This window comes from Streptomyces sp. NPDC026500, assembly GCF_055567635.1.
The window spans coordinates 88611-112897 of sequence record NZ_JBVHQB010000015.1 but is presented as its reverse complement, the minus strand read 5'-3'; the positions used below and the strand labels follow the sequence as shown (position 1 = coordinate 112897).

Sequence of the window (24287 nt, the reverse complement as noted above, 5' to 3'; positions counted from 1 at the left end):
GCCGCTCGAGTGACGGCCGTGGGTGGATGCGATCTGGGGTATGTCGGCGACGAGCGGGCACTCCCCTGGGCCGTGGGTGACCGCTCCCACCCCGCTCCGGCCTGGTCGGGGGAGTTGATCTGCGACACTGGTACAGCCATGCCTAAGCCCGGAGAACTCACTTTTGTCGCGCCGCGCGGAGCCAAGAAGCCGCCGCGGCACCTTGCCGATCTCACTCCCGCCGAGCGCAAAGAGGCGGTTGCCGCGATCGGTGAGAAGCCGTTTCGTGCCAAGCAGCTCTCGCAGCACTACTTCGCCCGGTTCGCACACGACCCCGCCGAGTGGACCGACATCCCGGCCGCCTCGCGCGGCAAGCTCCAGGAGGCGCTGCTTCCCGAGCTGATGACGGTCGTACGGCACCTGTCGACCGACCAGGACACCACCCGCAAGACCCTGTGGCGGCTCTTCGACGGCACGCTCGTCGAGTCCGTGCTGATGCGTTACCCGGACCGGGTGACCATGTGCATCAGCTCGCAGGCGGGCTGCGGGATGAACTGCCCGTTCTGCGCCACCGGACAGGCCGGCCTCGACCGGAACCTGTCGACCGGCGAGATCGTGCACCAGATCGTCGACGGTATGCGGGCGCTCCGCGACGGCGAGATCCCCGGGGGTCCGGCTCGGCTGAGCAACATCGTCTTCATGGGGATGGGCGAGCCGCTCGCCAACTACAAGCGGGTGGTCGGCGCGATCCGGGCCCTCACCGACCCCGAGCCGGACGGCCTCGGGCTCTCGCAGCGCGGTATCACCGTGTCGACGGTCGGGCTGGTCCCCGCCATCAACCGGTTCTCCGACGAGGGCTTCAAGTGCCGGCTCGCGATCTCCCTGCACGCCCCCGACGACGAGCTGCGCGACACCCTCGTCCCTGTGAACACGCGGTGGAAGGTGCGCGAGGTCCTGGACGCCGGATGGGAGTACGCGGCCAAGTCCGGTCGGCGCCTGTCGATCGAGTACGCCATGATCCGGGACATCAACGACCAGGCGTGGCGTGGTGACCGGCTCGGGCGGATGCTCAAGGGCAAGCCCGTACACGTCAACCTCATCCCGCTGAACCCGACCCCGGGTTCGAAGTGGACCGCCTCGCGGCCCGAGGACGAGAAGGCGTTCGTCGAGGCCATCGCGGCCCATGGCGTGCCGGTGACCGTCCGGGACACCCGTGGCCAGGAGATCGACGGAGCGTGTGGTCAGCTCGCCGCGACCGAGCGGTAGTCTGAGCCGAGTCAGTACATCTTCATATTCCGACAGGGGAGCGCCACAGCGCTGAGAGTGCGGGACAGACCGCAGACCCTCTGAACCTTGCCCAGGTCATTCTGGGTAGGAAGTTCGGTCGTTACTCAAGCTGTTGCGCCCTGCCCGGGAGCCGTCAGAGGTCCCGGGCGGGGCCGCGTCTCTTCCTGGTCACCCAGGAGGAATCCAGTGATCACCACCACCAGCAGCAGGCGGTTCGCGGTCTTGGCCGTCGGGCTCGGCCTCGTCGCGCTGCCCGCTCTGTCCGCGTGCGGCTCGTCCGACGCCACCGGCTCGGGCGATGCGAAGACGATCACGCTCGTCAGCCACAACTCGTGGCTCGTGTCGAAGAGCGTGCTCAAGGACTTCGAGAAGCAGTCCGGCTACAAGGTCCGCGTCCTCATGGACGGCGACGCCGGTCAGGCCGTCAACAAGGCCATCCTGACCAAGGACAACCCGCAGGGCGACGTCTTCTTCGGCGTCGACAACACCCTGCTCTCCCGCGCGCTCGACAACGGGCTGTTCCAGCCGTACGTGGCCAAGGGCGCGGATCTGGTCCTGCCCGAGTACCGGACCGACCAGGACAAGCACCGGGTCACGCCCATCGACACGGGCGACATCTGCGTCAACTACGACAAGGCCTACTTCAGCGAGCACAAGCTGGCGCCGCCGCAGTCCTTCGACGACCTGATCAAGCCCGCGTACAAGAATCTCCTCGTCACCGAGAACGCCGCCACGTCCTCGCCCGGCCTCGGCTTCCTGCTCGGGTCGGCCGCCCACTACGGCGACGACAACTGGCAGGGCTACTGGAAGAAGCTCAAGGCCAACGGCGTGAAGGTCGTGGACGGCTGGGAGCAGGCGTACAACGACGAGTTCTCCGGGTCCGCCGGCGGCAAGAAGGCCAAGGCCGACCGGCCGCTCGTCGTCTCCTACGCCTCCTCGCCGCCCGCCGAGGTCATCTACGCCAAGCCGAAGCCCACCACCGCCCCGACCGGGGTCGCGGCCGGTACCTGCTTCCGGCAGGTCGAGTACGCGGGTCTGCTCAGCCACGCCAAGAACGCCAAGGGCGGCAAGGCGTTCCTGGACTTCCTGCTCACCAAGGAGTTCCAGGACGACATGCCGCTCAACATGTTCGTCTACCCGGTCCGTGAGGGCGCGCAGGTGCCCGCGGAGTTCGCGCGGTTCGGTCCGCAGGCCAAGGATCCCGAGACCCTGGCACCCGCGAAGATCGCCGCCGACCGCGACCAGTGGGTCAAGTCGTGGACCTCACTCGTACTGAAGTAGCCGACGGAGCCGGAGGAGACGACGGAGTCCAAGGAGCCGGCGCGGCCGGCGGGGCTTCGCGAAGGGCGCGCGGGCAGAGCGCGGTGCGGTTCGGGCTGATGGTCCTGCCCGTCGCGTTCTTCGCGGTCTTCTTCGCCTATCCCGTCGCCGCGATCGTCTCGCGCGGCCTCCACGGGGACGGCGGCTGGCAGCTGGGCCGGATCTGGGACGTGGCGACCCGGTCCGACATCCGGCACGTGCTGTGGTTCACCACCTGGCAGGCAGTCGCCTCGACGGCGCTCACGCTGCTGATCGCGCTCCCCGGCGCGTATGTCTTCGCGCGCTTCGATTTCAGGGGCAAGCAGATCCTCCGGGCCGTGGTGACGGTTCCCTTCGTGCTGCCGACCGTGGTCGTCGGTACGGCGTTCCTCGCGCTGGTCGGCCGGGGCGGGCTGCTCGACGAGCTGTGGGGCGTACGGCTGGACACCACGGTGTGGGCGATCCTGCTCGCGCATGTCTTCTTCAACTACGCGGTCGTCGCACGGACCGTCGGCGGGCTCTGGTCGCAGCTGGACCCGCGCCAGGAGGAGGCAGCGCGCATGCTCGGCGCCTCGCGTCTCGCGGCGTGGCGCAGGGTGACGCTGCCGGCGCTCGGGCCGGCCGTGGCCGCCGCCGCACTCATGGTCTTCCTCTTCACCTTCACCTCGTTCGGTGTGGTGCAGATCCTCGGCGGCCCCACCTTCTCGACCCTCGAGGTCGAGATCTACCGGCAGACCTCCGAGATCTTCGACCTCGCGACGGCGGCGGTGCTCACGATCGTCCAGTTCGTGGCCGTGGGCGCGATCCTCGCCGTGCACGCGGCGACCGTACGCCGACGGGAGACCGCCCTGCGTCTGGTGGCCCCGGAGACGACCGCGCGCCGACCGCGCGGGACCGGGCAGTGGGCGCTCCTCGCGGGCGTGCTGGTGAGCATCGCGGTCCTCCTCGTGCTGCCGCTCGCCGTCCTCGTCCAGCGGTCCCTCGGCGCACCGGGATTCGGGTACTACCGGGCGCTGGCCGACGACGACGGCGGCGTCTTCCTCGTCGCCCCGATCGAGGCGGTCGGCAACTCGCTGGAGTACGCGCTCGCCGCCACCGCCATCGCCGTACTCATCGGCGGTCTGGCCGCCGCGGCGCTCACCCGGCGCGCCGGCCGTCTCATGCGGGGCTTCGACGCGCTGCTGATGCTGCCGCTCGGCGTCTCCGCGGTGAGCGTGGGTTTCGGGTTCCTGATCGCCCTGGACGAGCCGCCGCTGGATCTGCGTGCCAGCTGGATCCTGGTGCCACTGGCGCAGGCGCTGGTGGGTGTCCCCTTCGTCGTACGGACGATGCTGCCCGTGCTGCGGGCGGTGGACGGGCGGCTGCGGGAAGCCGCGGCCGTGCTCGGGGCGTCGCCGTGGCGGGTGTGGCGCGAGGTCGATCTGCCGATGGTGCGGCGGGCGCTGCTGGTCGCGGCCGGGTTCGCCTTCGCCGTCTCCCTCGGGGAGTTCGGGGCGACCGTCTTCATCGCACGGCCCGGCAACCCGACGCTGCCGGTCGCCGTGGCCCAGCTGCTCGGGCGCGCGGGCGACCTCAACTACGGCCAGGCGATGGCCCTTTCGACCATTTTGATGGTGGTCTGCGCTGCGGCGCTGCTGCTGTTGGAGCGGGTACGGACCGACCGGACCGGGGAGTTCTAGATGCTGCTGAGCCTGCAGGGCGCGACCGTACGCTTCGGCGGGCGGGCCGTGCTCGACGCCGTCGACCTCGATGTCGCCGAGCACGAGATCGTGTGCGTGCTCGGGCCGAGCGGCAGCGGCAAGTCCACGCTGCTGCGGGCGGTGGCCGGACTGCAGCCGCTGGACGCGGGCCGTGTGGTGCTGGACGGACAGGACCAGGCGGCCGTTCCCGCGCACAAGCGCGGCGTCGGCCTGATGTTCCAGGACCATCAGCTCTTCCCGCAGCGGGACGTGGGCGCCAACGTGTCCTTCGGGCTGCGCATGCGCGGCACGTCGAAGAGCGGTCAGGTGGCCCGGGTGGGGGAGTTGCTGGATCTCGTCGGTCTGCCCGGGGCCCGGGACCGCGCCGTCGCCTCGCTCTCCGGCGGCGAGCAGCAGCGGGTGGCACTGGCCCGCGCCCTCGCGCCCAGCCCCCGTCTGCTGATGCTCGACGAACCGCTCGGCCAGCTGGACCGCTCGCTGCGCGAACGGCTCGTCGTCGAACTGCGCGGCCTCTTCGGCGAGTTGGGTACGACGGTGCTCGCCGTCACCCACGACCAGGGTGAGGCCTTCGCCCTCGCGGACCGGGTCGTAGTGATGCGCGACGGGCGGATCGCCCAGTCCGGTACGCCACTTGAGGTCTGGCAGCATCCCGCGGACGCGTTCGTGGCCCGTTTCCTCGGCTTCGACAACGTGGTCGAGGCGACGGTGAGCGCGGCGGCCGCCGACACCCCGTGGGGCAAGGTCCCGGTGCCCGAGGGCGCTCCCCAGGGGCCCGGCACGCTCCTCGTAAGGCCCGCCGGGGTACGTCTCGTGGCCGCGGCGGACGGGCTGCGCTGCACGGTCGCCGCACGCACCTTCCGGGGCACGCACGTCGCCGTACAGCTTCAGCCGGAGGGCGCGCCCCGGCTGGAGGCGGCCTGCGCGCTGCGGGACGCTCCGGAGCCCGGGGACGTGGTCGGGGTGGAGTTCGACGCCGACGAGATCGTCGTCCTCGGGGCGTAGGTGCCGTCAGAGGGCCCGAGAATCAGGCCAGTTGACCGAGGCACCGCCCGGACAGCCGTGTGGCCCGCCCCCTCGACGGGGGCGGGCCACACGGTCGTACAGCAAGCGGGTCTGCGTCAGCCGGCCTTCGAGGCGCCGCGGCGGCGCATGCCGAAGAAGACCGCTCCGCCACCGACGATGACGAACGCCGCGGCGATGCCGGCGATCATCGGGGTGTTGGAGTTCGCACCGGTCTCGGCGAGGTTGGACTCACCGGCGGCCGCGGACGGCTGGTTGTCGCCCGGGGTGGCCGGAGCGGCACTGCTCTCGGAGTCCGACGGGGTCGCCGAGTCCGAGGGAGTGTCCGAGGCGGAGGCGCTGTCCGACGGCTTCGGGCTCTCCGACGGGGACGGCGACTCCGACTTCGTGGCGCAGGCCTCGGACTGCGTCACCAGGTTCGGCGAGATGTCCTTGTCCACGATGTTCGGGACGGTGACGTGGACGCGGTACTCGGCCTTGGGGGCCCAGTCCTCCGCGAACGAGATGGTGGCACCGTTCTTGTTGCCGGTGACCTTCTGGGCAGAGCCGACCTGGTGTGCGTCGGCGCCGTTCGACTCCAGGAAGACCGTGACCGTGGCCTCCTTGGCAGAGGCGTCGACGTCGGTCACGGTGATGATGCCCTTCCCGTTGCCGTCACAGGTGGCGGCCGCCGAGAAGTCACCGATGTTGCAAGCGAGTGCGTTGCCGGCGACGCCGAGCGCGAGCGCGGCAGAGGCGGAGGCAACGCCGAGGATTCGCACGGTACGTGCGGTGCGTCGAGATATGGACACGATTGCCCTTCACAGGTTGCGCAACTGCGGGGGGTGTTGGGGGATTTGCTGCGAATCATTCCAGCAACAGCACCCCCAGGAGTTTCACAGGTTTATAAGCGCAGCCTAAGGGCTGTCAATGCATATGCCCTGCCTCGCCGTTGGCTTTGCCGAGTTGTTAACCTCCGAAGTGTTTGAGTGCCTCCGGAGCGTCATCGATGCCGTCGACGAGCGCGATCCGCGCCTCCATCGCTCGTTCGCAGGCCAGCGACTTGAGCAACGCCCAGGCGGGGTACTTCTCGGTCCAGTGCGCACGGTCCACCAGGACCATGGGAGTCGGCTCGCCCCTCGACTCGTAATAGTTGGGGGTCGCGTTGTCGAAGATCTCCTGTACGGTCCCGGCGGCGCCCGGCAGGAAGACGACACCCGCGTTCGAGCGGGCCAGCAGTCCGTCCTCGCGGGTCGCGTTGGCAAAGTACTTGGCCGTGTGCGCGGCGAAGGCGTTCGGCGGCTCATGGCCGTAGAACCAGGTGGGGATGCCGACCGAGGGGCCGCCCGAGGGCCAGCGCTCCCGCACCTCGAACGCCGCGCGCGCCCACTCGGTGACGGAGGGGGTGAACGACGGGACGGCGGCCAGGACGCCCAACGCCTCGTCGAGCATGCCGTCGTCGAACGGAGCCGCGTACGCGCCGAGGTTCGCCGCCTCCATGGCGCCGGGACCACCGCCGGTGGCGACCATGAGACCGGAGCGCGCGAGTGTGCGGCCGAGCCGCGCGGCCCCCGCGTACGCCTGTGAGCCGCGTGCCATCGCGTGGCCGCCCATCACGCCGACCACCCGTACGCCGAGGAGGAGTTCGTCGAGCGCGTCCGAGACGGAGTCGTCGTGGACCGCGCGCACCATCGACGCGAATATGTCGCCGTCGGCCTTGGTCTGCTGGAACCAGGCGTACGCACGGGCGTCGGGCGTCGCCTCGTATCCCGCGTCGAGCGAGGCGAAGAGCTCGTCGGGGGAGTAGAGATGACCCCGGTAGGGGTCGAGGGGAAGGCCCGGTACGGGCGGGAAGACGAGGGCGCCCGAGGTCCGGACCCGCTCGGCCGCGGCCTGCTCCATCGGGCAGCCGAGAAAGACGGCGCCGGTGGTGTCCACGGAGAGCAGATCTTGCGTACGGCCTGTCAGATCGACGGCCTGGACACGGAATCGGGCGAGCGAGCCGCCCGTCGAGACGACTTCGTCGAACTCGGCGAGGGATTCGATCTCACGGTCATGGGATGCGTGAAGGGGTGTCGGCTGCACGCGGCCATGCTAGGGGCTGCCTTTCGGAGCACCCTCCGGGTCCGGGGCACCCGGCACCACGACGCGTGCCCCGGGCGCGGGGCCTGCGCACATCGACTTGTGCCCCGTGTGCGCGGCGTCCGCACGGCGACTCGTGGGCCAGTTTCGGGGTGTGAGCGCGGCGTCTCGCGCTCCCGGTGCGCGGCGCATGCACGGCGACTCGCGCCCCAGGTCCGGCGCCTGCGCACGGCGCTTCGCGCGCTGTGCCCGGTACCGGTGTCCTGGGCCCGGGTTCGGGGCGGCCGGTGTTGGGGCTTGGCTGTTGTCGTGTCATCCGGGGGCGTCCGGTGCGCGGGTGATGCCGCGCCAGGTGACGCACTCGGCGCCGAGACCACGGCCGGGGCCCCTCGGGAGACGCCGCGGGGCCGGCGCGCGGACCCCTGTACCGCGCGTCGGCCCCGGAGACGTCGACCGGGTCGGTGGGGCTCAGCCCTGGACCGCCGCCGGGTCCATCCACATGACCTCCCAGGTGTGGCCGTCCGGGTCGTCGAAGGCGCGGCCGTACATGAAGCCCTGGTCCTGCGCTTCGCCGGTCCCCGAGCCGCCCGCCGCGATGGCGGCGTCGACCAGTTCGTCGACCTTCTCGCGGCTCTCGGCGCTCAGACACAGCAGCACCTCGCTGGTCTTCGTCGCGTCCGCGATCTGCTTCTTGGTGAAGTCCGCGTAGCGCTGCTTGCTGAGCATCATCGCGATGATCGTGTCGCTGATCACGACACAGGCGCAGTCGTCGGTGGAGAACTGCGGGTTGATCGTGTAGCCGAGCTCCGTGAAGAACTTCTTCGAGGTGTCCACGTCGGACACCGGCAGGTTCACGAAGATCATCTGCTGGTACATGCGAGGGTCTCCCGTCAGTGTTGTGCCGTTCGCAGGGATAGACCGGGGGTCCGCCCGGAAATCATCGCCCGGCGCGGACTTTCTCCCCGGGGTTCGCGCGGAGCGGTCCGCGCGCGGATCAGCTGATCAGGGGAAGCGCGGCCAGCTCGGCGACGGCCCAGGTCAGCGGGGCGAACGCGACGAACAGCACCCCGGCGCGCAGGGCCGCGGCGCCGCGCAGCATCGTGGCCGGCGCCCCCAGCCGCAGCAGGGCCGCCGTGGTGTCCGCACGGGCCTGTTTCGCCTCGACGGCGGCGGTCGCCAGCGTCAGCAGCGTGCACCCGGCGACCAGCAGGGCGCCGAGGGTGGTCAGCGGACCGAACGCGGGCCGGGCACCGGTGTACAGCGTCGTCATGGCGAACCCGCCCGACGCCACCGCGCACACCACACCCAGCGGCTGCCCGATGCGCCGCGCCTCCGCCTGGAGCACCCGCCCCGCCAGCAGTCGCAGCGCGCCCGGACGTACGGCCTGGAGCAGCCGCCCGCACAGATGGGTGATCGCGGGCCCGGCGAGGGCCAGGCCGACCGCCGTCAGCACCCAGCCGAGCAGCACTCCGGCCGGGCCGCCGACGAATCCGCCGGGCAGCGCGAGCGCGGGCGCGGGTCCCGAACGGCTCGCGTACGTCTCCACGGCCAGCCCCGCCGCCAGCGTGGCCGCGCCCCAGGGAAGCCCGTTGGGGGAGGCCTCCGGGGGCGGTAGCCGCCGGGAGTCTGCCTGGGCCGCCCGATGCCGGTCCTGTCGCGCCTCGGGCGCCTTCGCACGGTCGTGCGGCCCGTCCGCACCCTCGTACGGCCCGGCCACACCCTCATACGACCCGTCCGCACCCTCGTCGTACGAGGCGGGCGTCCTGTGGTGCCTGTTGGCGACGGTGCCCGAACGGTCGTGCGTGCCCACCCGTTGGGCGGTATCTGCACCGGCGTACGCCTCGGCGGTCCAGTGGAAGTCGGGACCGTCGGGACCGTCGGGGCCGTCCGTTCCCGGGGCTCGCGGGTCGGGCTGCGGCAGGGCGGCGCCGTCGGTGTCCGCCGACACGTCCCGGAACCCGTCACCCGTGCCGGTCACGGTCAATCCGTCGCCCGTGACGGTCGCGGTGGAGGCGGCCGTGCCGCTCACGGGGGAGGCGACGGCCGTGCCGCTCACGGTGGCGGCCGCGGGCGCGCCGCGACCGCCACCGTCGGGCCGTCCGCCGCTCCGGGTCCTCCCGCGCTGCGGAGCGCTCGCGATCGCGTTCTGCCGCGCCGAGATCCAGCTGCGGCCGTACGCCCACGCGCTGCGCTGCGGCCCGCCGCGCCGTGGGCGCAGGGCCACGGCCGCCGCGCCGGAGGCCGCGATCGGCACCAGGGTGAGCAGCGTGAGGGCCGCGGGCAGGGGCAGGGACTGGCCGGAGGCGAGGAAGTCGTTCGCCGCGCCGCCGAACGCGATGCCGGTCAGGTCGCCGCGCAGGTGGAGGAAGAGGAGCAGGGCGAGCAGCGAGCCGAGGAGCGTGGACAGGGCCGTGGTGAAGGCGGAGACGGCCATCAGCCGGCCGGGACCGAGGCCGATGGCGGACAGGCCGGACCGTGGGCGGGTGGCGGGGTCGGTGCGGGCCACCGCGACGGCGAAGTAGACCGTGGCGGCGAGGGGAGCGACGCACCAGGCCAGGCGCAGCGCGCCGGCGGCCGAGGCGTCCGGATGGCTCATCGCGTAACCCAGCGTGCACAGCAGCAGGAACCCGGTGCCCGCGGAGGCGGTGGCGACCAGGAGCCGGCGGAGCTGGACGAGGGGGTGGCCCCCGCGGGCTAGACGGAGAGCGAGCACGCGGCCCGGCCTTCCGTCTCGGCGACCGGGGGCAGGTGGACGGTGTTCACACGCCGTCCGTCGAGCAGCGACACCGTGCGGTCGGCGAGCGCCGCGGTGTCCGCGTCGTGGGTGGCGAGGACGACGGTGATGCCGTGCGAGCGGGCCGCCGTGGTGAGCGTGCGCAGGACGAGGGCGCGGTCGGCGCGGTGCAGCGGGGCCGTCGGCTCGTCGGCGAACAGCACGGTGGGGATGGGGGCGATTGCGCGGGCGATGGCCACGCGCTGCCGCTCGGCCTGGAGCAGGGCGTGCGGGCGTTTGCGGGCGCAGCCGCCGATGTCCAGGCGCTCCAGCCACTCCAGGGCGGTGGTCTTGGCGGCCCGGCGGGCCCAGCCACGCAGCATCAGCGGGAGGGCGGCGTTCTCCCAGGCGTTCAGCTCGGGGACCAGCATCGGGACCGGGTCGATCCAGCCGAACCGGTCCCGGCGCAGCCGCTCGCGGGTGAGCGGACCCATGGTGTGCACGGGCGAGCTGTTGAACCAGACCTCGCCCTGCTGCGGCAGCAGCTGGCCGGACAGGCACTGGAGGAGGGTCGTCTTGCCGCTGCCGCGCGGGCCGCCGACGGCGAGGATCTCGCCCTCACGGACGCCGAGCGAGACACCGCTGAGCGCGGGCGAGCCGTTGTGCTTGACGTGCAGGGCGCGTGCCCAGAGCACGTCGTTGTCAGGCGGGGCCACCATCGCGTACACCTCGTTCAGATCAGATTTGCCGTGCGAAGTCCCCCGTACGAGGGAACGAAGGCAGGACCCATCAGTCACGCGCACAGTCGTAGGTAGCGTGTGTTGCGGACAGTGCGTCGCGAGAACCAAGCACGCGCTACCTCCTAGGCGTTTCTGCCGTCCGGGCTGGTCTCAACCCGGCTGGTGCTGATCGCGTAAGACTCGATCGTTCGCTGAGCGACCGAGCGGCGTGAGCCAGGAATCCCCCTCGTTCACGAGGGGGAGGAGTCAAAGGGCACGCTAGGGAGTCGGGGCCGCCAGGCCGGACAGCACGCGGCCCCGGGGCGCCCGTTCTCACTCGAACGGGCGGCACCGGGGCCGTTGTTGATCACCGGGGGGGGAGATCAGAGCTTGGTCCACGCCTCCGTCAGAACCTGACGGACGATCCCCTCGATCTCGTCGAAGGTCGACTGGTCGGAGATCAGCGGCGGCGACAGCTGGATGACCGGGTCACCGCGGTCGTCGGCGCGGCAGTAGAGGCCGTACTCGAAGAGCTTCTTGGAGACGAAGCCGTAGAGCACGCGCTCCGACTCCTCGTCCGTGAAGGTCTCCTTGGTGACCTTGTCCTTCACCAGCTCGATGCCGTAGAAGAAGCCGTTGCCGCGGACGTCGCCGACGATCGGCAGGTCGTGGAGCTTCTGCAGGGTCTGCAGGAAGTTGGCCTCGTTGTCCAGCACGTGCTGGTTCAGGCCCTCGCGCTCGAAGATGTCGAGGTTCGTGAGCGCCACGGCCGCGGAGACCGGGTGGCCACCGAAGGTGTAGCCGTGCAGGAAGGTGTTGTCACCCTTGTAGAACGGCTCGGCGATGCGGTCGGAGACGATGCACGCGCCGATCGGGGAGTAGCCCGAGGTCATGCCCTTGGCGCAGGTGATCATGTCCGGTACGTAGCCGAACTTGTCGCAGCCGAACATCGTGCCGAGGCGGCCGAAGGCGCAGATGACCTCGTCCGAGACCAGCAGCACGTCGTACTGGTCGCAGATCTCGCGCACGCGCTGGAAGTAGCCGGGCGGCGGCGGGAAGCAGCCACCGGCGTTCTGCACCGGCTCCAGGAAGACCGCGGCGACGGTCTCCGGGCCCTCGAAGAGGATCTCCTGCTCGATCTGGTCGGCGGCCCAGCGGCCGTAGGCCTCGGGGTCGTCGCCGAAGAGCGGGGCGCGGTAGATGTTGGTGTTGGGGACCTTGTGGGCACCCGGGACCAGCGGCTCGAAGGGGGCCTTCAGGGCCGGCAGGCCGGTGATGGACAGGGCGCCCTGCGGGGTGCCGTGGTAGGCGACCGCACGCGAGATGACCTTGTACTTGGTCGGCTTGCCCTGCAGCTTGAAGTACTGCTTGGCGAGCTTCCACGCGGTCTCGACGGCCTCGCCGCCACCCGTCGTGAAGAACACCTTGTTCAGGTCGCCCGGCGCGTGGTGCGCGAGGCGCTCGGCCAGCTCGATGGCCTTGGGGTGGGCGTAGGACCACACCGGGAAGAAGGCCAGCTCCTGGGCCTGCTTGAAAGCCGTCTCGGCCAGCTCGGTGCGGCCGTGACCGGCCTGGACCACGAACAGGCCCGCGAGACCGTCGAGGTAGCGCTTTCCCTTGTCGTCGTAGATGTAGGTGCCCTCACCACGGACGATGGTGGGAACGGGCGCGTTCTCGTACGAGGACATGCGGGTGAAGTGCATCCACAAGTGGTCGTACGCGGTCTTGCTGAGGTCCTTGGTGCTCACGGCTATCGGGTTCCCCACATGTAGGTCTGCTTCTTGAGCTTCAGGTAGACGAAGCTCTCGGTGGAGCGCACCGCGGGCAGGGCCCGGATGCGTTTGTTGATGACGTCCAGCAGGTGGTCGTCGTCCTCGCAGACGATCTCGGCGAGGATGTCGAACGAGCCCGCGGTCATCACCACGTACTCGACTTCCGACATGGCAGTCAGTGCTTCCGCCACCGGGTCGAGGTCGCCCTCGACCGTGATGCCGACCATCGCCTGCCTGCGGAATCCCACGGTGAGCGGGTCCGTGACGGCGACGATCTGCATGACGCCCTGGTCGAGCAGCTTCTGGACTCGCTGGCGGACGGCGGCCTCGGAGAGGCCCACGGCCTTGCCGATCGCGGCGTACGGGCGGCGTCCGTCCTGCTGGAGCTGCTCGATGATGGCGAGGGAGACGGTGTCCACCTGGGGACTGCCGTTCCTGGACTCGCGGGAGTCCCTGGGTTCCGCGCTTCGACTGGCCACGACCCCACTGTGCACGACGTCTCGATAGTTCCGCAAGGTTCGGGCGATGAAATTCGTTGTTTACGGGTACGTGTCTTGCGGATTTCGCAGTTCTGGGTCGTTCGGGGGTGTTGAAAACGTGGCGTCACGGATTAGGGTGGGGGCCAGGCATCTCAGGTAGTGGACACCTGAGTCGTTGGACATCCGACAGGAGGGCCGGGCAGTGAGCACCGAGCTGCGTCGTCTGCGCAATTACATCGACGGAGAGTTCCGCGATGCCGCCGATGGACGGACCACGGAGGTGGTCAACCCCGCGACCGGCGAGGCGTACGCGACCGCGCCGCTCTCCGGCCAGGCGGACGTCGACGCCGCGATGGCGGCCGCCGCCGCGGCCTTCCCGGAGTGGCGGGACAAGACCCCCTCCGAGCGGCAGAAGGCCCTCCTGAAGATCGCGGACGCGTTCGAGGAGCGGGCCGAGGAGCTGATCGCGGCCGAGGTGGAGAACACCGGCAAGCCGATCGGTCTGACCCGGTCCGAGGAAATCCCGCCGATGGTCGACCAGATCCGCTTCTTCGCGGGTGCCGCCCGCATGCTCGAGGGCCGCTCGGCCGGCGAGTACATGGAGGGCATGACCTCGATCGTCCGCCGCGAGCCGGTCGGCGTCTGCGCCCAGGTCGCGCCGTGGAACTACCCGATGATGATGGCGGTGTGGAAGTTCGCGCCGGCCCTCGCGGCGGGCAACACGGTCGTCCTGAAGCCCTCGGACACCACCCCGGCCTCCACCGTCCTGATCGCCGACATCCTCGGCGGCATCCTGCCCAAGGGCGTCTTCAACGTCATCTGCGGCGACCGCGACACCGGCCGCGCGATGGTCGAGCACCCGACCCCGGCGATGGCGTCCATCACCGGCTCCGTCCGCGCGGGCATCTCGGTCGCCGAGTCGGCGGCCAAGGACGTCAAGCGCGTCCACCTGGAGCTGGGCGGCAAGGCCCCGGTCGTCGTCTTCGAGGACACCGACATCGCCAAGGCCGTCGAGGACATCTCGGTCGCGGGCTACTTCAACGCCGGCCAGGACTGTACGGCCGCCACCCGCGTCCTCGTCCAGGACTCCATCCACGACGAGTTCGTCTCCGCGCTCGCCAAGGCCGCCGCCGAGACGAAGACCGGCCAGCCGGACGACGAGGACGTGCTCTACGGCCCGCTGAACAACCCGAACCAGCTCAAGCAGGTCGCCGGGTTCATCGAGCGGCTGCCCGCGCACGCCAAGGTGGAGGCGGGCGGCAAGCAGGTCGGCGACAAGGGCTACTTCTACGCCGCGACCGTCGTCTCCGGCCTCAAGCAGGACGACGAGATCATCCAGAACGAGGTCTTCGGCCCGGTCATCACCGTCCAGTCCTTCACGGACGAGGCCCAGGCCATCGAGTGGGCCAACGGCGTCGACTACGCGCTGGCCTCCTCGGTGTGGACCAAGGACCACGGCCGCGCGATGCGCCTGTCCAAGTCCCTCGACTTCGGCTGCGTGTGGATCAACACGCACATCCCGCTGGTCGCCGAGATGCCGCACGGCGGCTTCAAGAAGTCCGGCTACGGCAAGGACCTGTCGGGCTACGGCTTCGAGGACTACACGCGCGTCAAGCACGTGATGACGTCGCTCGACGGCTGACCTCGAACCGGCCGCGCACAGGCCGCGCTCCGATCGTGTGAACCACGTGGCCCCGGACGGGAGTTGATCCCGTCCGGGGCCACGTGTTCCCCCCTCCGCGCAGGCTCAGGCGCTCTCGGTCACGAAGGAGAGCGAGGGCAGGTCGCGTACGCCGGGCTGTCCCTTCTCCGTGTGGAGGCGGGGCGGCAACTTGCGGGATCCGTCAGCTGATCCGCCAACGGATCCTCCAGTGGCCCCACCGACGGACCCACCGACGGACCCACCGACGGACCCACCAATGGATCCGCCACCGGATCGGGTGCCGGGACCGCTGCCGGGCTTGCCCGGCGCGGGCAGCGGCGGCAGGCCGGTTCCCGTAGGGAAGCTGATGCCTGACTTCTTCAGGATCGGCGCGCACGCCTTGACGTCGGCCCGGTAGCCCTTCGACGTGGGGTCGAACGGCTTGGCGGCCTTCATCTGCACGCTCATCCGCACGTGGCCCTGCTTGTCCTTCGAGGCGTGGAAGACCGGGAAGACCTTTTGGCCGTGGTCACGCATGCAGGTCGCGAACAGGCCGTTGGCGGTGTTCACGTCGCCGGGCGCCTGCGCGGTGGGCCGGTACGCGATGGCGGGCATCGCTCCCTTGGGCGGCAGGGCTCCCTTGGGCGGCTCGCCGGTCCCGGCGTGCAGCGTGAGCCGGGACGACGCGGTGGTCACGGCCGTCGCGGCGGTCACGGTGGAGCTGTCGGACGCCGAAGCCGCCGAGGCACTGACGGTCCCGAGCGCGGCGGCCGAGATCAGGGCGCAGGCCAGGGCGAGTCGTTGTGGCCGAGTGGCCAGTGCACGCATGGGGTTCCTCCATGGGGTGGGCGGCGGTACCGCCGGTTCGGATGCGGTGGGGCACGGTGGCGCACCGCTGTGCCGTGACGCGTCGTGGCCTGACGTGCCGTGCCGCGATGTGTCGTGGCGTGATCGGTCGTGCCGGGACGCGTCGTGGTGTGTCGTGGCGCGGTGCGCTGTGTCGTGCTGTGCTCCAGACAAGCCCGGGGGCGGTTACGGCACGGGAACGGTCGTCCTTATCGCGACGCGACAAGCAGCCGAAGTCGGCCGAGACGGCGGGGCTCTGCCGGGTGCGCGGGGGCGGGTGGGCCCCGGCGAGGTGGTCAGGGCCCGGTAGCGGCAGGGCGGAACCGGGGAAGGGGCGAGCTCGCACAGGGGAAAGGGCGAGACCCGCACAGGGGACGCTTATCCCCGTGTAACCACCGGCCCGCCACACTGACCGCCATGCGTGTGCTGGTGGTCGAGGACCATGAAGAGCTCGCCGAGACCGTGGCGGCCGGGCTGCGCCGCGAGGGCATGGCGGTCGATCTCGCGCTGGACGGGCCCACGGCGCTGGAGCGCGCCGATGTCAACGGGTACGACGTCGTCGTGCTCGACCGCGATCTGCCCGGCGTCCACGGCGACCAGGTGTGCCGGACGCTGACCGCGGGCGACGGCCGGGCGCGGGTGCTGATGCTCACCGCGTCCGGCACGGTGGCCGACCGCGTCATGGGGCTCGGCCTCGGGGCCGACGACTATCTGCCGAAGCCGTTCGCTTTCGCCGAACTCGTCGCGCGAATAAGGGCATTGGCGCGACGCGCGCAACCCGCGCTGCCTCCTGTCCTGGTCCGCGGAGAGCTGCGGCTCGACCCGGCACGGCGGCAGGCGACCCGGGGCGGTTCGGGCCTCGCCCTCAGCCCGAAGGAGTTCGCCGTGCTCGAACTCCTGCTGGCCGCGCAAGGTGCCGTGGTCTCCACCGAGGAACTCCTGGAGCGGGCCTGGGACGAGGCGGCGGACCCCTTCAGCCAGACTGTGAAGGTCACGGTGAGCCGTCTGCGCCGCAAACTGGGGGAGCCGCCGCTCATCGCGACGGTGGACCGGGCCGGGTACCGGATCGCATGACGGACGGACCTTCGGGCCCGAACCGGCCGGACCCGTACGACGAGCGCCCCCGGCCCCGGCCGGCGGCGCGCGGTCCCCGCCCGCGACCGGAACCGCACGGTGACCGCCGGCTGCCGGGGCGGCGCGACATCCGCCCGCGGTCGGCCCCGGGCACTCTTCGCCGATGGCCGGCCCCGGGCGCACTCCGCCGACGACCGGGCCCGGGCGCACTCCGCCCGCGGTCGACCCCGGGCAGTATTCGGTGGCGGCTGGCTCCGCGCAGTATTCGCTGGCGGCTCACCCTGCTCTACAGCGCGCTGTTCATGGTGGCGGGGGCGGCTCTGCTCGGCTTCACCTACCTGCTGGCGTCGCGGTCCACGCCGTCTACGGCGATCGGCTCGTCCGTGGGGCCCGGACTGCCCGCGGGCAACGCCTTCACCAGCCCCGATCCGCCGACGCTCACGATGTACGCCGAGGCCCTGCACGCCGATCAACTGCACCAGTTGCTGGTCGAAGCGGGCATCGCGCTCGCCGTGATGACCTTCGCCTCCGTGGCCCTGGGCTGGCTGATGGCCGGACGCGTCCTCGCGCCGCTGCGCACGATGACCGCCGCCGCCCGGCGGATCTCCGCGGACAACCTCCGCCAGCGTCTGGCGGTACCGGGCCCCGAGGACGAGCTCAAGGCGATGGCGGACACCTTCGACGACGTACTGGGGCGGCTGGAAGGCGCGTTCGAGGCGCAGAAGCAGTTCGTCGCCAACGCGTCGCACGAACTGCGCACTCCACTCACGCTCCAGCAGGCGATCGTGGACGTCGCGCTCGCCGACCCCGGGGCGTCGGTGGAGAGCCTGCGGGCCACGTGCCTGAGGGTGCGCGCCGCCGGACAGGAACAGGCGCGGCTCATCGACGCCCTCCTGACGCTCGCGCGCAGCCAACGCGGGCTTCAGCGCAGGGAGTTCATCGACCTCGCCGAGATGGTGCGGGAGCGGTTGCCGGACGGCACGGTGGTGGCCGGCGGCGGGGAGCCGACCGGTGGGCCGGAGGGCAACGGGCGCGCGGACGGCGGATCCGAGAACGGTGGGTGCGAGGACGGCGGGCCGGAGGATGGCGGGTCCGGGGACGGCGGGCCGGAGGACGGCGGGCCGCAGGTGCGGGCCGACCTCAACTCCGCGCCTGTGCTGGGCGATCCCCAGCTGATCGAGCGGCTGGTGGTCAACCTCGCGGACAACGCCGTACGACACAACAACCCGGAGAACGGCGAGAGTTGGGTGCGTCTGTGGACCGGTACGGAGGCGGGGCGGCCCGTCCTGCGGATCGACAACACCGGCCCGGTGATCCCGCGCGACCAAGTAGCCGGACTCTTCCAGCCGTTCCGGCGCGTGGGTGCGGAACGGACCCGCACGCACCCTCGGCCCCGCCCGCGCGGGAAGGGCCACCATCGCGAGGGCCTGGGCCTCGGTCTGTCCATCGTCACGGCCGTCGCCACCGCCCACGGAGGCACGGTCGAGGCGTGGCCCCGTCCGCAGGGCGGTCTGACGGTGAGGGTCACGTTCCCGCCCTGCGCACCGCCCGTTCCCCCGCCCGGACCGGCCGACGCGCCCGCCTCCGGTGTACGGCCGACCGATGGCCCCGCCTTCCGCGCCAGGCGGCCCGACGGCCAGGCTTCTCGCGCGCGCCCGGCCGACGGCCACGCGCCCGGAGTCTTCGAAACGCTCGGAAACTGATCGACAGGGTGTCGGGTCGGCGCGCGACCGGTCGACGCAGCGTCCATTGTCCGGACCGAGCCAGGGTGGGCATGCTCGGCGCGTGCCAGTGAATCGGAAGACCTCGCCCCTGTCCCGCCGGTCCCTGCTGCGCGGCCTGGGCGGTGGTGCCGCGCTCGGGGCCCTCGCGGGATGCGGGGTGCCGGCGGCGTACGTGGGACCGGGCGACCGGGCCGGAGCCGACCTCTCCGCCACGGACAAGCGGCTGACCTGGGCGAACTGGCCGCTGTACATCGACACCGATGACAAGGACACCACCCGGCGGCCGACGCTGGAGGCCTTCGAGAAGCGCACCGGGATCTCCGTCGACTACATCGAGGAGATCAACGACAACGACGAGTTCTTCGGCAAGATCAGCCCGTCCCTGATGAACCATCAGCGGACCGGCCGCGATCTGATCGTCATCAGCGACTGGATGTGCGCCCGCTTCGTCCGGCTCGGCTGGGTCCAGGAGATGGACCGGGCCGAGCAGCCGAACGTCACCAAGTACCTGGACCCGTTGCTGAGTTCGCCCGCCTTCGACCCCGGCCGCAAGTCCTCGGTGCCGTGGCAGTCGGGGATCACCGGCATCGCGTACAACCGCCGCAAGGTCGGCCGCGAGATCAAGCACGTGTCCGATCTGTGGGCCGACGACCTCAAGGGCCGGGTCACTCTGCTCTCCGGCCTGGACGAGGCGTTCGCGCTGCTCATGCAGGCCAACGGTGTCGACATCACACGGTGGAAGGCGGACGACTTCCACCAGGTGTGCGAGCAGGTCGAGACGCGGGTGGGCAGCGGGCACATCCGCCGCTTCACCGGCAACGACTACATCAAGGACCTCTCCAGCGGCGACGTGCTGGCCTGCCAGGCCTACTCGGGCGACGTGATCCAGCTCCAGGCCGACGACCCCGACATCCGTTTCGTCGTCCCCGAGGAGGGCGCCGAGCTGTGGGCCGAGTCGCTGATGATCCCCAACCTGGCCCGGCACAAGGCCAGCGCGGAGAAGCTCATCGACTACTACTACGAGCCCGAGGTCGCCGCCGAGCTGGCCGCCTGGGTCAACTACGTCTGTCCGGTCCCCGCCGCCCAGGACGTCCTCGCCTCCTCCAAGGACAAGGACACCGCCGCCCTCGCCGAGGACCCGCTGATCTTTCCCGACGCGACCATGCGCAAGCGCCTCGCCATCGCCCGCGACATCACCTCCACCGAACGCACGGAGTTCGCCAAGCGCTGGAACGCGATAGCCGGCCTGTGAGCCGGGGGCCGGCGGGCTGTGACGAGGATTTTTGGTTGGCACAAAAGAGGGATAGTTGACATCAAGATCACCGCCAGTATTCAGAGGTGACGACGCATCATTTCGATGCACGTGGCTCGGACCACGTTCGATCGGTCCCGGGGGTACGGGATTTCGACGTCACTCCTATTGTGGAGGGATCGCTCCCTGAGATGCCGTGATTCGTTGGGCGTTACCGCCGACTCGCCGCGACGGGCCTGCCGTGGCAACGGATGGTCCACAAGATGCGCACCGGTCGGCTCAAGCTCCTCGCACGACTCAGGACGTTTTCCTAGCGGTCCGCTTCGCTTCTTTGCCCCTTTCGGTGCCCGCACTGCTGCGCCCTTGCTTGGCGGGCACGCTCTTTCGAGCTGTCGTCTCCTCCGTGCCTGCGTCCGTACGCACCGAATCTGTCTGGGTCGATGCAGTGGGCCACTTGAGTTCGATCTCCAACTCAATCTCCCCATCACCGATCCCAACCTCGATCTCGCTGCGAAGGTCGTCGGGGATCCGCAGACTCAGCGTTCCCAGGCTGAGTTCCAATTCGGCATCCCCACCTTCCCTCAGCACGGCTGCGAGGGCTGTGAGCTGGTCAGCCGCCTCAAGGCGGGACAACGAGCGCTTCTGCTCAAACTTGAGGTCCTTCATGAGTGCCTCCGATCCGAACACGGCTTGAGGGCGGCCACAGTGCCCAGATCACGTTGACCGTAATCAGGACGACGGCCTCAGAACGGCGCATAGCGAATCCACGGGAAGTTTGCGAGCATGGCCGGTCCGGTCATCGCCACACCGACGAGCCTGGCCCGGGGGCACTCAGGAACAGGGCGCCGACCGCGAGAGTGGGGACCACCCCCATGATCAGATGGATCCAGCCCATGCGGTGTCGCCATCGACGTACCGGATATGGAGTTGTACGACGAACCGGGCCACGTGGAACGGACGTTGACGCCCGGCGCCGAGATGTTCGGCTTCATCGAGCCGTCGACCAGCGAGGGGCCGAAGCCGGAGAAGGAGGCGATCGTGCCGGTGGAGTCGTAGGCGCCGACGCCGTAGGACGGGGCCTGCGAGCCGGGGGCGTGCGCGGTGGAACAGGTCTTGCCGTCACCGTCGTTGCCGGCGGCGAACGCCTCGAAGATTCCGGCGGCGTTCCAGGCCTCGACGATGTCCTGGTAGAACGTCGTGTCGCCGCCGCCCCAGGAGTTGTTGACGATGTTCGGCGCGAGGTCCGGGCGAGGGTTCTGGCCGTTGTGGTCGGTCGGCGCGAGGATCCACTGTCCGGCCGCGAGCAGCGAAGCGTCCGAACAGGAGGAGGACTCGCAGCCCTTGGCGGCTATCCACTTGGCGTTCGGCGCGACACCGATGCCGTTCTTGCCGACCATCGTGCCCATCGTGTGGGTGCCGTGGCCGTTGTTGTGGCAGGGGACGCCGCTGGTGCCGCACTGGCCGGTCGGGTCGTACCAGTTGTAGTCGTGTGTGAAGGAGCCGTCGCCGTTGTTGCCTCGGTACTGGGCGACCAGGTCGGGGGTGGTTGTACTGCACGCCCGAGTCGACGTTGGCGATGCCCTCGCCGCGGTCGTCGTACTGCTTCCACACGTCGTCGGCGCCGATGTCGGCGACTCCCCACTCGGGGGTGTCCTCACCGCTCGCGGCCGACTCCGGTGCGCGACTTGGTGATCTCGTTGTCGGCGGTCTCGATGTCGTCGAGCTTGTAGTGCTGCTCCTTGACGATCGACGCGACGTCCGGACGCCTCGCCAGCTCGTTCACGAGGTCCTGGTCACCGGTGACCTGGATCGCGTTCGCGATCCAGTAGTCCTGGTGGCCGATCTTCTTCTTGTCCAGGAAGGACTTGAGGGAGGCCTGACTGTCCGCGGCGTTCGCGCGCAGCTCCTTGAAGGCGGCCCTGGCCCTCGCGGCGTGCGTCTTCTGCTTCTTGGCGCCGGACAGGTCCGCCTGATCCTTCAGGACGACGAAGAACGTCGCGTCACCGCCCTTGGCCACGGCGGCCGTGAGCGCGGAGTCGACCTCGGCCGACGGGGCGGTGCCGGCGGCGAGTGCGGGTGTCGACGCGGTCAGCAGGGCGGTCGCGGTGAAGGCGGCCGCCGCCCAGACGGCGCGTCTGCGCCGGGGCGGTTGGGGCAGGTGCATCTGGGGTGCTCCTCCAGGAACGGTACGGGGGAGCTCGGACGCTAGGCAGGCGCCGTTACTCGGGCATTACAGGGTTCGGCTCGGCAGTACAACTGCCTGTTTTCCGGGGCGAACCGGGCCTTGTGATCCTGAACAGTCGCGCCAACACCGCAGACCCTGGCGGAGGTTGGCACCAGGACGGGAGCGGGTGGCCTCGGCCGCGACCGAGTTCCCGTTCCCCGAAGCGTCTTTGCCCGTTCTTTACAACCACGTCCACCGCCGGCTCGTCTCTCCGCTCGATCCGTAACCCGCACGCCGTTCCTACCGGCGGGCGGACCGACGAAAGAGAGCGATTCATGCGCCGAACCGTCTTCAGTGCCACGGCACTCGCGTGCACCGCCGTACTGGTGGGCACGGTGCCCGCGTTCGCCGACGGGACCTCCCCGAGCCCCCGCGCCACGACCCGGCCGAGCGTCTCGGCCACGCCGGCCCCGGCGAGCCCCACCGCGACCCGGAGGCCCTCCGCCGCCCCCAGCCCCGTACCGACGCGGGCGCCGGCCTCGCGTCAGGTCTCCGTCCGGCCGAGCGGAGCGCCCGACACCGGTGTGGCGCCGACGGCGACGCAGTCCTCGGGACCGGGCGGGCTGATCGGCGGGAGTGCCGCCGCGGTGCTCGTCGCGGGCGCTGCGGTCTTCGTCGTACGCCGCCGTCGGGCGACCGGGGAATGACGCCTTTCTCCAGGCGCGCGTTCGTCACCGCGGCGACGGCCGTGCTGCTCGTGGGCTGCGCCGGCCACCCGGCCGGCCCGCCCGCGAACACGCGGCCCGGGAGCACACCTCCGGCCTCGCACACCGGCAGCACACCTCCGGTCTCGCGGACCGCCGCGAAGTCGGCGCACGCGCTGGGGCGTTCGGTCCCGGTCGGGCTGCGGATACCGGCCATCGGGGTCGACACCCCGCTCATGCGGCTCGGACTGGCCCCGGACGGCAGCGTGCAGGTGCCCCCGATCGCGGCGCACGACCGGGCCGGCTGGTACCGGCACTCGCCGACGCCGGGTCAGAAGGGCCCGTCGGTGATCCTCGGTCATGTCACGGTCGGCGCGTACGGGGACGGCGTCTTCCGTCACCTCGCGCGGCTGCGCCACGGCGACCGGATCGTGGTGCGCCTGGAGAACGGCAGAACGGCGGTGTTCGCCGTCAGCAGCGTCCGCACGGTCGCCAAGGCCGACTTCCCGACGGACGCGGTCTACGGCGACGTGGACCGCCCGGAGTTGCGGCTCATCACCTGCGGAGGTCCCCGTTCCGGAAACGGCTACCTCGACAACGTGATCGTGTTCGCGGCGATGAGCTCCGCCAACCCCTGACACACGACCGCCGTTTCCCTGTCACAGCCTCCGGGTCCGCCGTGGACCCGGAGGCGGGATCCTGGGCCGATGGATGTATGCCCGCGGCCCGGGATCCTTCCCTTCCAGTGCCGTCACGACCATGGAGAATGTTGAAAGGGTCCCGCGAGAAGGCAGCGTCCGAGCTGTTCGCCGCCCTCTATCCGCGTCTCGCCGGCTGGTGCCGCCGTCTCGTCGACGACGACGGGACGGCCCACGAGATCGCCTCGGAGGCGTTCACCCGGCTCTGGGCCCGCTGGACCTCCGTCGCCGAGCCGCGCGGATTCCTCTACGTCACCGCGGCCAACCTCGTCCGGGACCACTGGCGCAAGCTGGAGCGGGAACGCAGGGCCGTGCACCGGGCCACCGCCGAGGCCGCCGTCGGCCCGCAGAACGAACAGGCCGATCCGTCCGTACGTCTGCTCGTGCAGTCGCTTCCCGAACGGCTGCGCGTCCCGATCCTGCTGCACTACTACGCTGACATGCCGATCCGGGAGGTGTCCGCGCTGACCGGGCGCAAGGAAGGAACCATCAAGGCCGATCTCCACGCGGCCCGCGAACTGCTCCGCGCGCACCTGAGGAGAAGTCTTGATCACACACTCTGACGATGGTCCGGACTTCGGCCCCGACGACCCGCTCGCGGTCATCATGCGGCCCCCCTCCGACTATCTCGGTCCACCGCCGGGCCGCTACGAGGCGATCCGCCGGGGTGCCGCCCGTCGCCGGCTGCTGCGCGCCGCGGCCGGGGTCGGAATGGCGTGTGCCGTCGGCGCTCTCGTCGCGCTGCCGCTCCGGTCGGCCGCACCGGAGTCCCCGGTGTCCCCGGTGGTCCCGCTGGCCCCGCCGCCCGCGAGCAGTCCGTCGGCCGAGCCCACCCCGTCGGTGTCGCCGGGGCGTGTCAGCCCTCGCCCCGGTCGGAGCCCCCGCTCCGACCGGACCTTCGCGCCGAGCACCGCACCCACTCCCACTGCCGCAACCCGCTCACCCGTCCGCACCCGCACTCCGTCGTCGACGCCGGCCTCCGCGACCGTCGGGCCGTCCGCCGTCCGGACCGGAGCGGTCCCCACCCCGTCGGGGGCGGTCCAGCGATAGGCGGACAGGGTGGTGGCTCGTGCCTCGTGCGTCGGCAGGGCGGGGTGGCGGCTTGTGGCGCGCGCGGGGCGGGGTGGTGTCCTTGTGGCGCGAGCGGGCTGTCG

At 70.8% G+C, this 24287-nt stretch carries 21 protein-coding genes and 1 pseudogene; 12 read left to right on the top strand and 10 right to left on the bottom strand.

The window, feature by feature from the left end:
* Positions 1–138: 138 nt before the first annotated feature.
* The 4 genes from rlmN (at position 139) to ACZ4N5_RS26065 (ending at position 5267) form a co-directional block, all read left to right on the top strand.
* Positions 139–1245 carry a dual-specificity RNA methyltransferase RlmN gene (gene rlmN / locus ACZ4N5_RS26080; RefSeq protein WP_467759478.1) on the top strand — a complete coding sequence of 369 codons (1107 nt, stop codon included), beginning with the start codon at positions 139–141 and terminating at the stop codon, positions 1243–1245.
* A 207-nt stretch (positions 1246–1452) separates the two neighbouring features.
* The gene (locus ACZ4N5_RS26075; protein WP_467759477.1) at positions 1453–2547 is read left to right on the top strand and encodes a thiamine ABC transporter substrate-binding protein; all 1095 of its coding nucleotides are present in this window, start codon (positions 1453–1455) and stop codon (positions 2545–2547) included.
* Positions 2523–4244, top strand: coding sequence for an ABC transporter permease (locus ACZ4N5_RS26070; protein ID WP_467759476.1), 1722 nt, complete (start codon positions 2523–2525; stop codon positions 4242–4244). The genes ACZ4N5_RS26075 and ACZ4N5_RS26070 overlap by 25 nt, the downstream gene beginning before the upstream one ends.
* Complete coding sequence (locus tag ACZ4N5_RS26065) at positions 4245–5267, top strand: ABC transporter ATP-binding protein (RefSeq protein ID WP_467759475.1); 1023 nt, start codon at positions 4245–4247, stop codon at positions 5265–5267.
* A 116-nt stretch (positions 5268–5383) separates the two neighbouring features.
* On the opposite strand, the gene ACZ4N5_RS26060 is transcribed toward ACZ4N5_RS26065, so the two are convergent.
* The 7 genes from ACZ4N5_RS26060 to ACZ4N5_RS26030 form a co-directional block, all read right to left on the bottom strand.
* Positions 5384–6076, bottom strand: coding sequence for an LAETG motif-containing sortase-dependent surface protein (locus tag ACZ4N5_RS26060; RefSeq protein ID WP_467759474.1), 693 nt, complete (start codon positions 6074–6076; stop codon positions 5384–5386).
* 157 nt (positions 6077–6233) lie between these two features.
* Entirely contained in the window at positions 6234–7349 is a 1116-nt protein-coding gene (locus tag ACZ4N5_RS26055) for an LOG family protein (RefSeq protein ID WP_467759473.1), read from the bottom strand.
* A gap of 465 nt (positions 7350–7814) precedes the next feature.
* Positions 7815–8222, bottom strand: a complete 408-nt coding sequence (locus tag ACZ4N5_RS26050; RefSeq protein ID WP_401337171.1) for a VOC family protein — start codon at positions 8220–8222, stop codon at positions 7815–7817.
* 118 nt (positions 8223–8340) lie between these two features.
* Complete coding sequence (locus ACZ4N5_RS26045) at positions 8341–10059, bottom strand: hypothetical protein (protein ID WP_467759472.1); 1719 nt, start codon at positions 10057–10059, stop codon at positions 8341–8343.
* Positions 10041–10778, bottom strand: a complete 738-nt coding sequence (locus ACZ4N5_RS26040) for an ABC transporter ATP-binding protein (RefSeq protein ID WP_467759471.1) — start codon at positions 10776–10778, stop codon at positions 10041–10043. Before ACZ4N5_RS26040 ends, ACZ4N5_RS26045 begins: the two co-directional genes overlap by 19 nt.
* Before the next feature lie 383 nt (positions 10779–11161).
* Positions 11162–12544, bottom strand: a complete 1383-nt coding sequence (locus ACZ4N5_RS26035) for an aspartate aminotransferase family protein (protein WP_467759470.1) — start codon at positions 12542–12544, stop codon at positions 11162–11164.
* Entirely contained in the window at positions 12529–13044 is a 516-nt protein-coding gene (locus ACZ4N5_RS26030; RefSeq protein ID WP_261708071.1) for an Lrp/AsnC family transcriptional regulator, read from the bottom strand. The genes ACZ4N5_RS26035 and ACZ4N5_RS26030 overlap by 16 nt, the downstream gene beginning before the upstream one ends.
* A 187-nt stretch (positions 13045–13231) precedes the next feature.
* Between ACZ4N5_RS26030 and ACZ4N5_RS26025 the strand changes: the two genes are divergently transcribed.
* Positions 13232–14671, top strand: a complete 1440-nt coding sequence (locus ACZ4N5_RS26025; protein WP_467759469.1) for a gamma-aminobutyraldehyde dehydrogenase — start codon at positions 13232–13234, stop codon at positions 14669–14671.
* Between the two features lie 105 nt (positions 14672–14776).
* On the opposite strand, the gene ACZ4N5_RS26020 is transcribed toward ACZ4N5_RS26025, so the two are convergent.
* Complete coding sequence (locus ACZ4N5_RS26020) at positions 14777–15499, bottom strand: hypothetical protein (protein ID WP_467759468.1); 723 nt, start codon at positions 15497–15499, stop codon at positions 14777–14779.
* A 435-nt stretch (positions 15500–15934) separates the two neighbouring features.
* Between ACZ4N5_RS26020 and ACZ4N5_RS26015 the strand changes: the two genes are divergently transcribed.
* The 3 genes from ACZ4N5_RS26015 (at position 15935) to ACZ4N5_RS26005 (ending at position 19567) form a co-directional block, all read left to right on the top strand.
* A complete protein-coding gene (locus ACZ4N5_RS26015) occupies positions 15935–16591 on the top strand; it encodes a response regulator transcription factor (protein ID WP_467759467.1) in 657 nt (218 codons plus the stop codon).
* 302 nt (positions 16592–16893) lie between these two features.
* Positions 16894–18294: a sensor histidine kinase gene (locus tag ACZ4N5_RS26010; RefSeq protein ID WP_467759466.1), complete on the top strand. Its 1401-nt coding sequence runs from the start codon at positions 16894–16896 to the stop codon at positions 18292–18294.
* Positions 18295–18376: 82 nt separating this feature from the next.
* Positions 18377–19567: a polyamine ABC transporter substrate-binding protein gene (locus ACZ4N5_RS26005; RefSeq protein WP_467759465.1), complete on the top strand. Its 1191-nt coding sequence runs from the start codon at positions 18377–18379 to the stop codon at positions 19565–19567.
* Positions 19568–19864: 297 nt separating this feature from the next.
* Here the strand turns inward: ACZ4N5_RS26005 and ACZ4N5_RS26000 are convergent, their stop codons facing one another.
* Entirely contained in the window at positions 19865–20233 is a 369-nt protein-coding gene (locus ACZ4N5_RS26000) for an amphi-Trp domain-containing protein (protein ID WP_467759464.1), read from the bottom strand.
* Between the two features lie 227 nt (positions 20234–20460).
* Positions 20461–21731, bottom strand: a pseudogene (locus ACZ4N5_RS25995) (S8 family serine peptidase); the annotation flags it as partial.
* A gap of 335 nt (positions 21732–22066) precedes the next feature.
* Between ACZ4N5_RS25995 and ACZ4N5_RS25990 the strand changes: the two are divergent.
* The 4 genes from ACZ4N5_RS25990 to ACZ4N5_RS25975 all read left to right on the top strand — a co-directional run bounded on the left by ACZ4N5_RS25990 (position 22067) and on the right by ACZ4N5_RS25975 (position 24183).
* Positions 22067–22438, top strand: coding sequence for a sortase-dependent protein (locus tag ACZ4N5_RS25990; RefSeq protein WP_467759463.1), 372 nt, complete (start codon positions 22067–22069; stop codon positions 22436–22438).
* Positions 22435–23073: a class F sortase gene (locus tag ACZ4N5_RS25985; RefSeq protein WP_467759462.1), complete on the top strand. Its 639-nt coding sequence runs from the start codon at positions 22435–22437 to the stop codon at positions 23071–23073. Before ACZ4N5_RS25990 ends, ACZ4N5_RS25985 begins: the two co-directional genes overlap by 4 nt.
* Before the next feature lie 131 nt (positions 23074–23204).
* Complete coding sequence (locus tag ACZ4N5_RS25980) at positions 23205–23696, top strand: RNA polymerase sigma factor (protein WP_467759584.1); 492 nt, start codon at positions 23205–23207, stop codon at positions 23694–23696.
* Complete coding sequence (locus ACZ4N5_RS25975; protein WP_467759461.1) at positions 23680–24183, top strand: hypothetical protein; 504 nt, start codon at positions 23680–23682, stop codon at positions 24181–24183. The genes ACZ4N5_RS25980 and ACZ4N5_RS25975 overlap by 17 nt, the downstream gene beginning before the upstream one ends.
* The last annotated feature ends 104 nt before the right edge of the window (positions 24184–24287 follow it).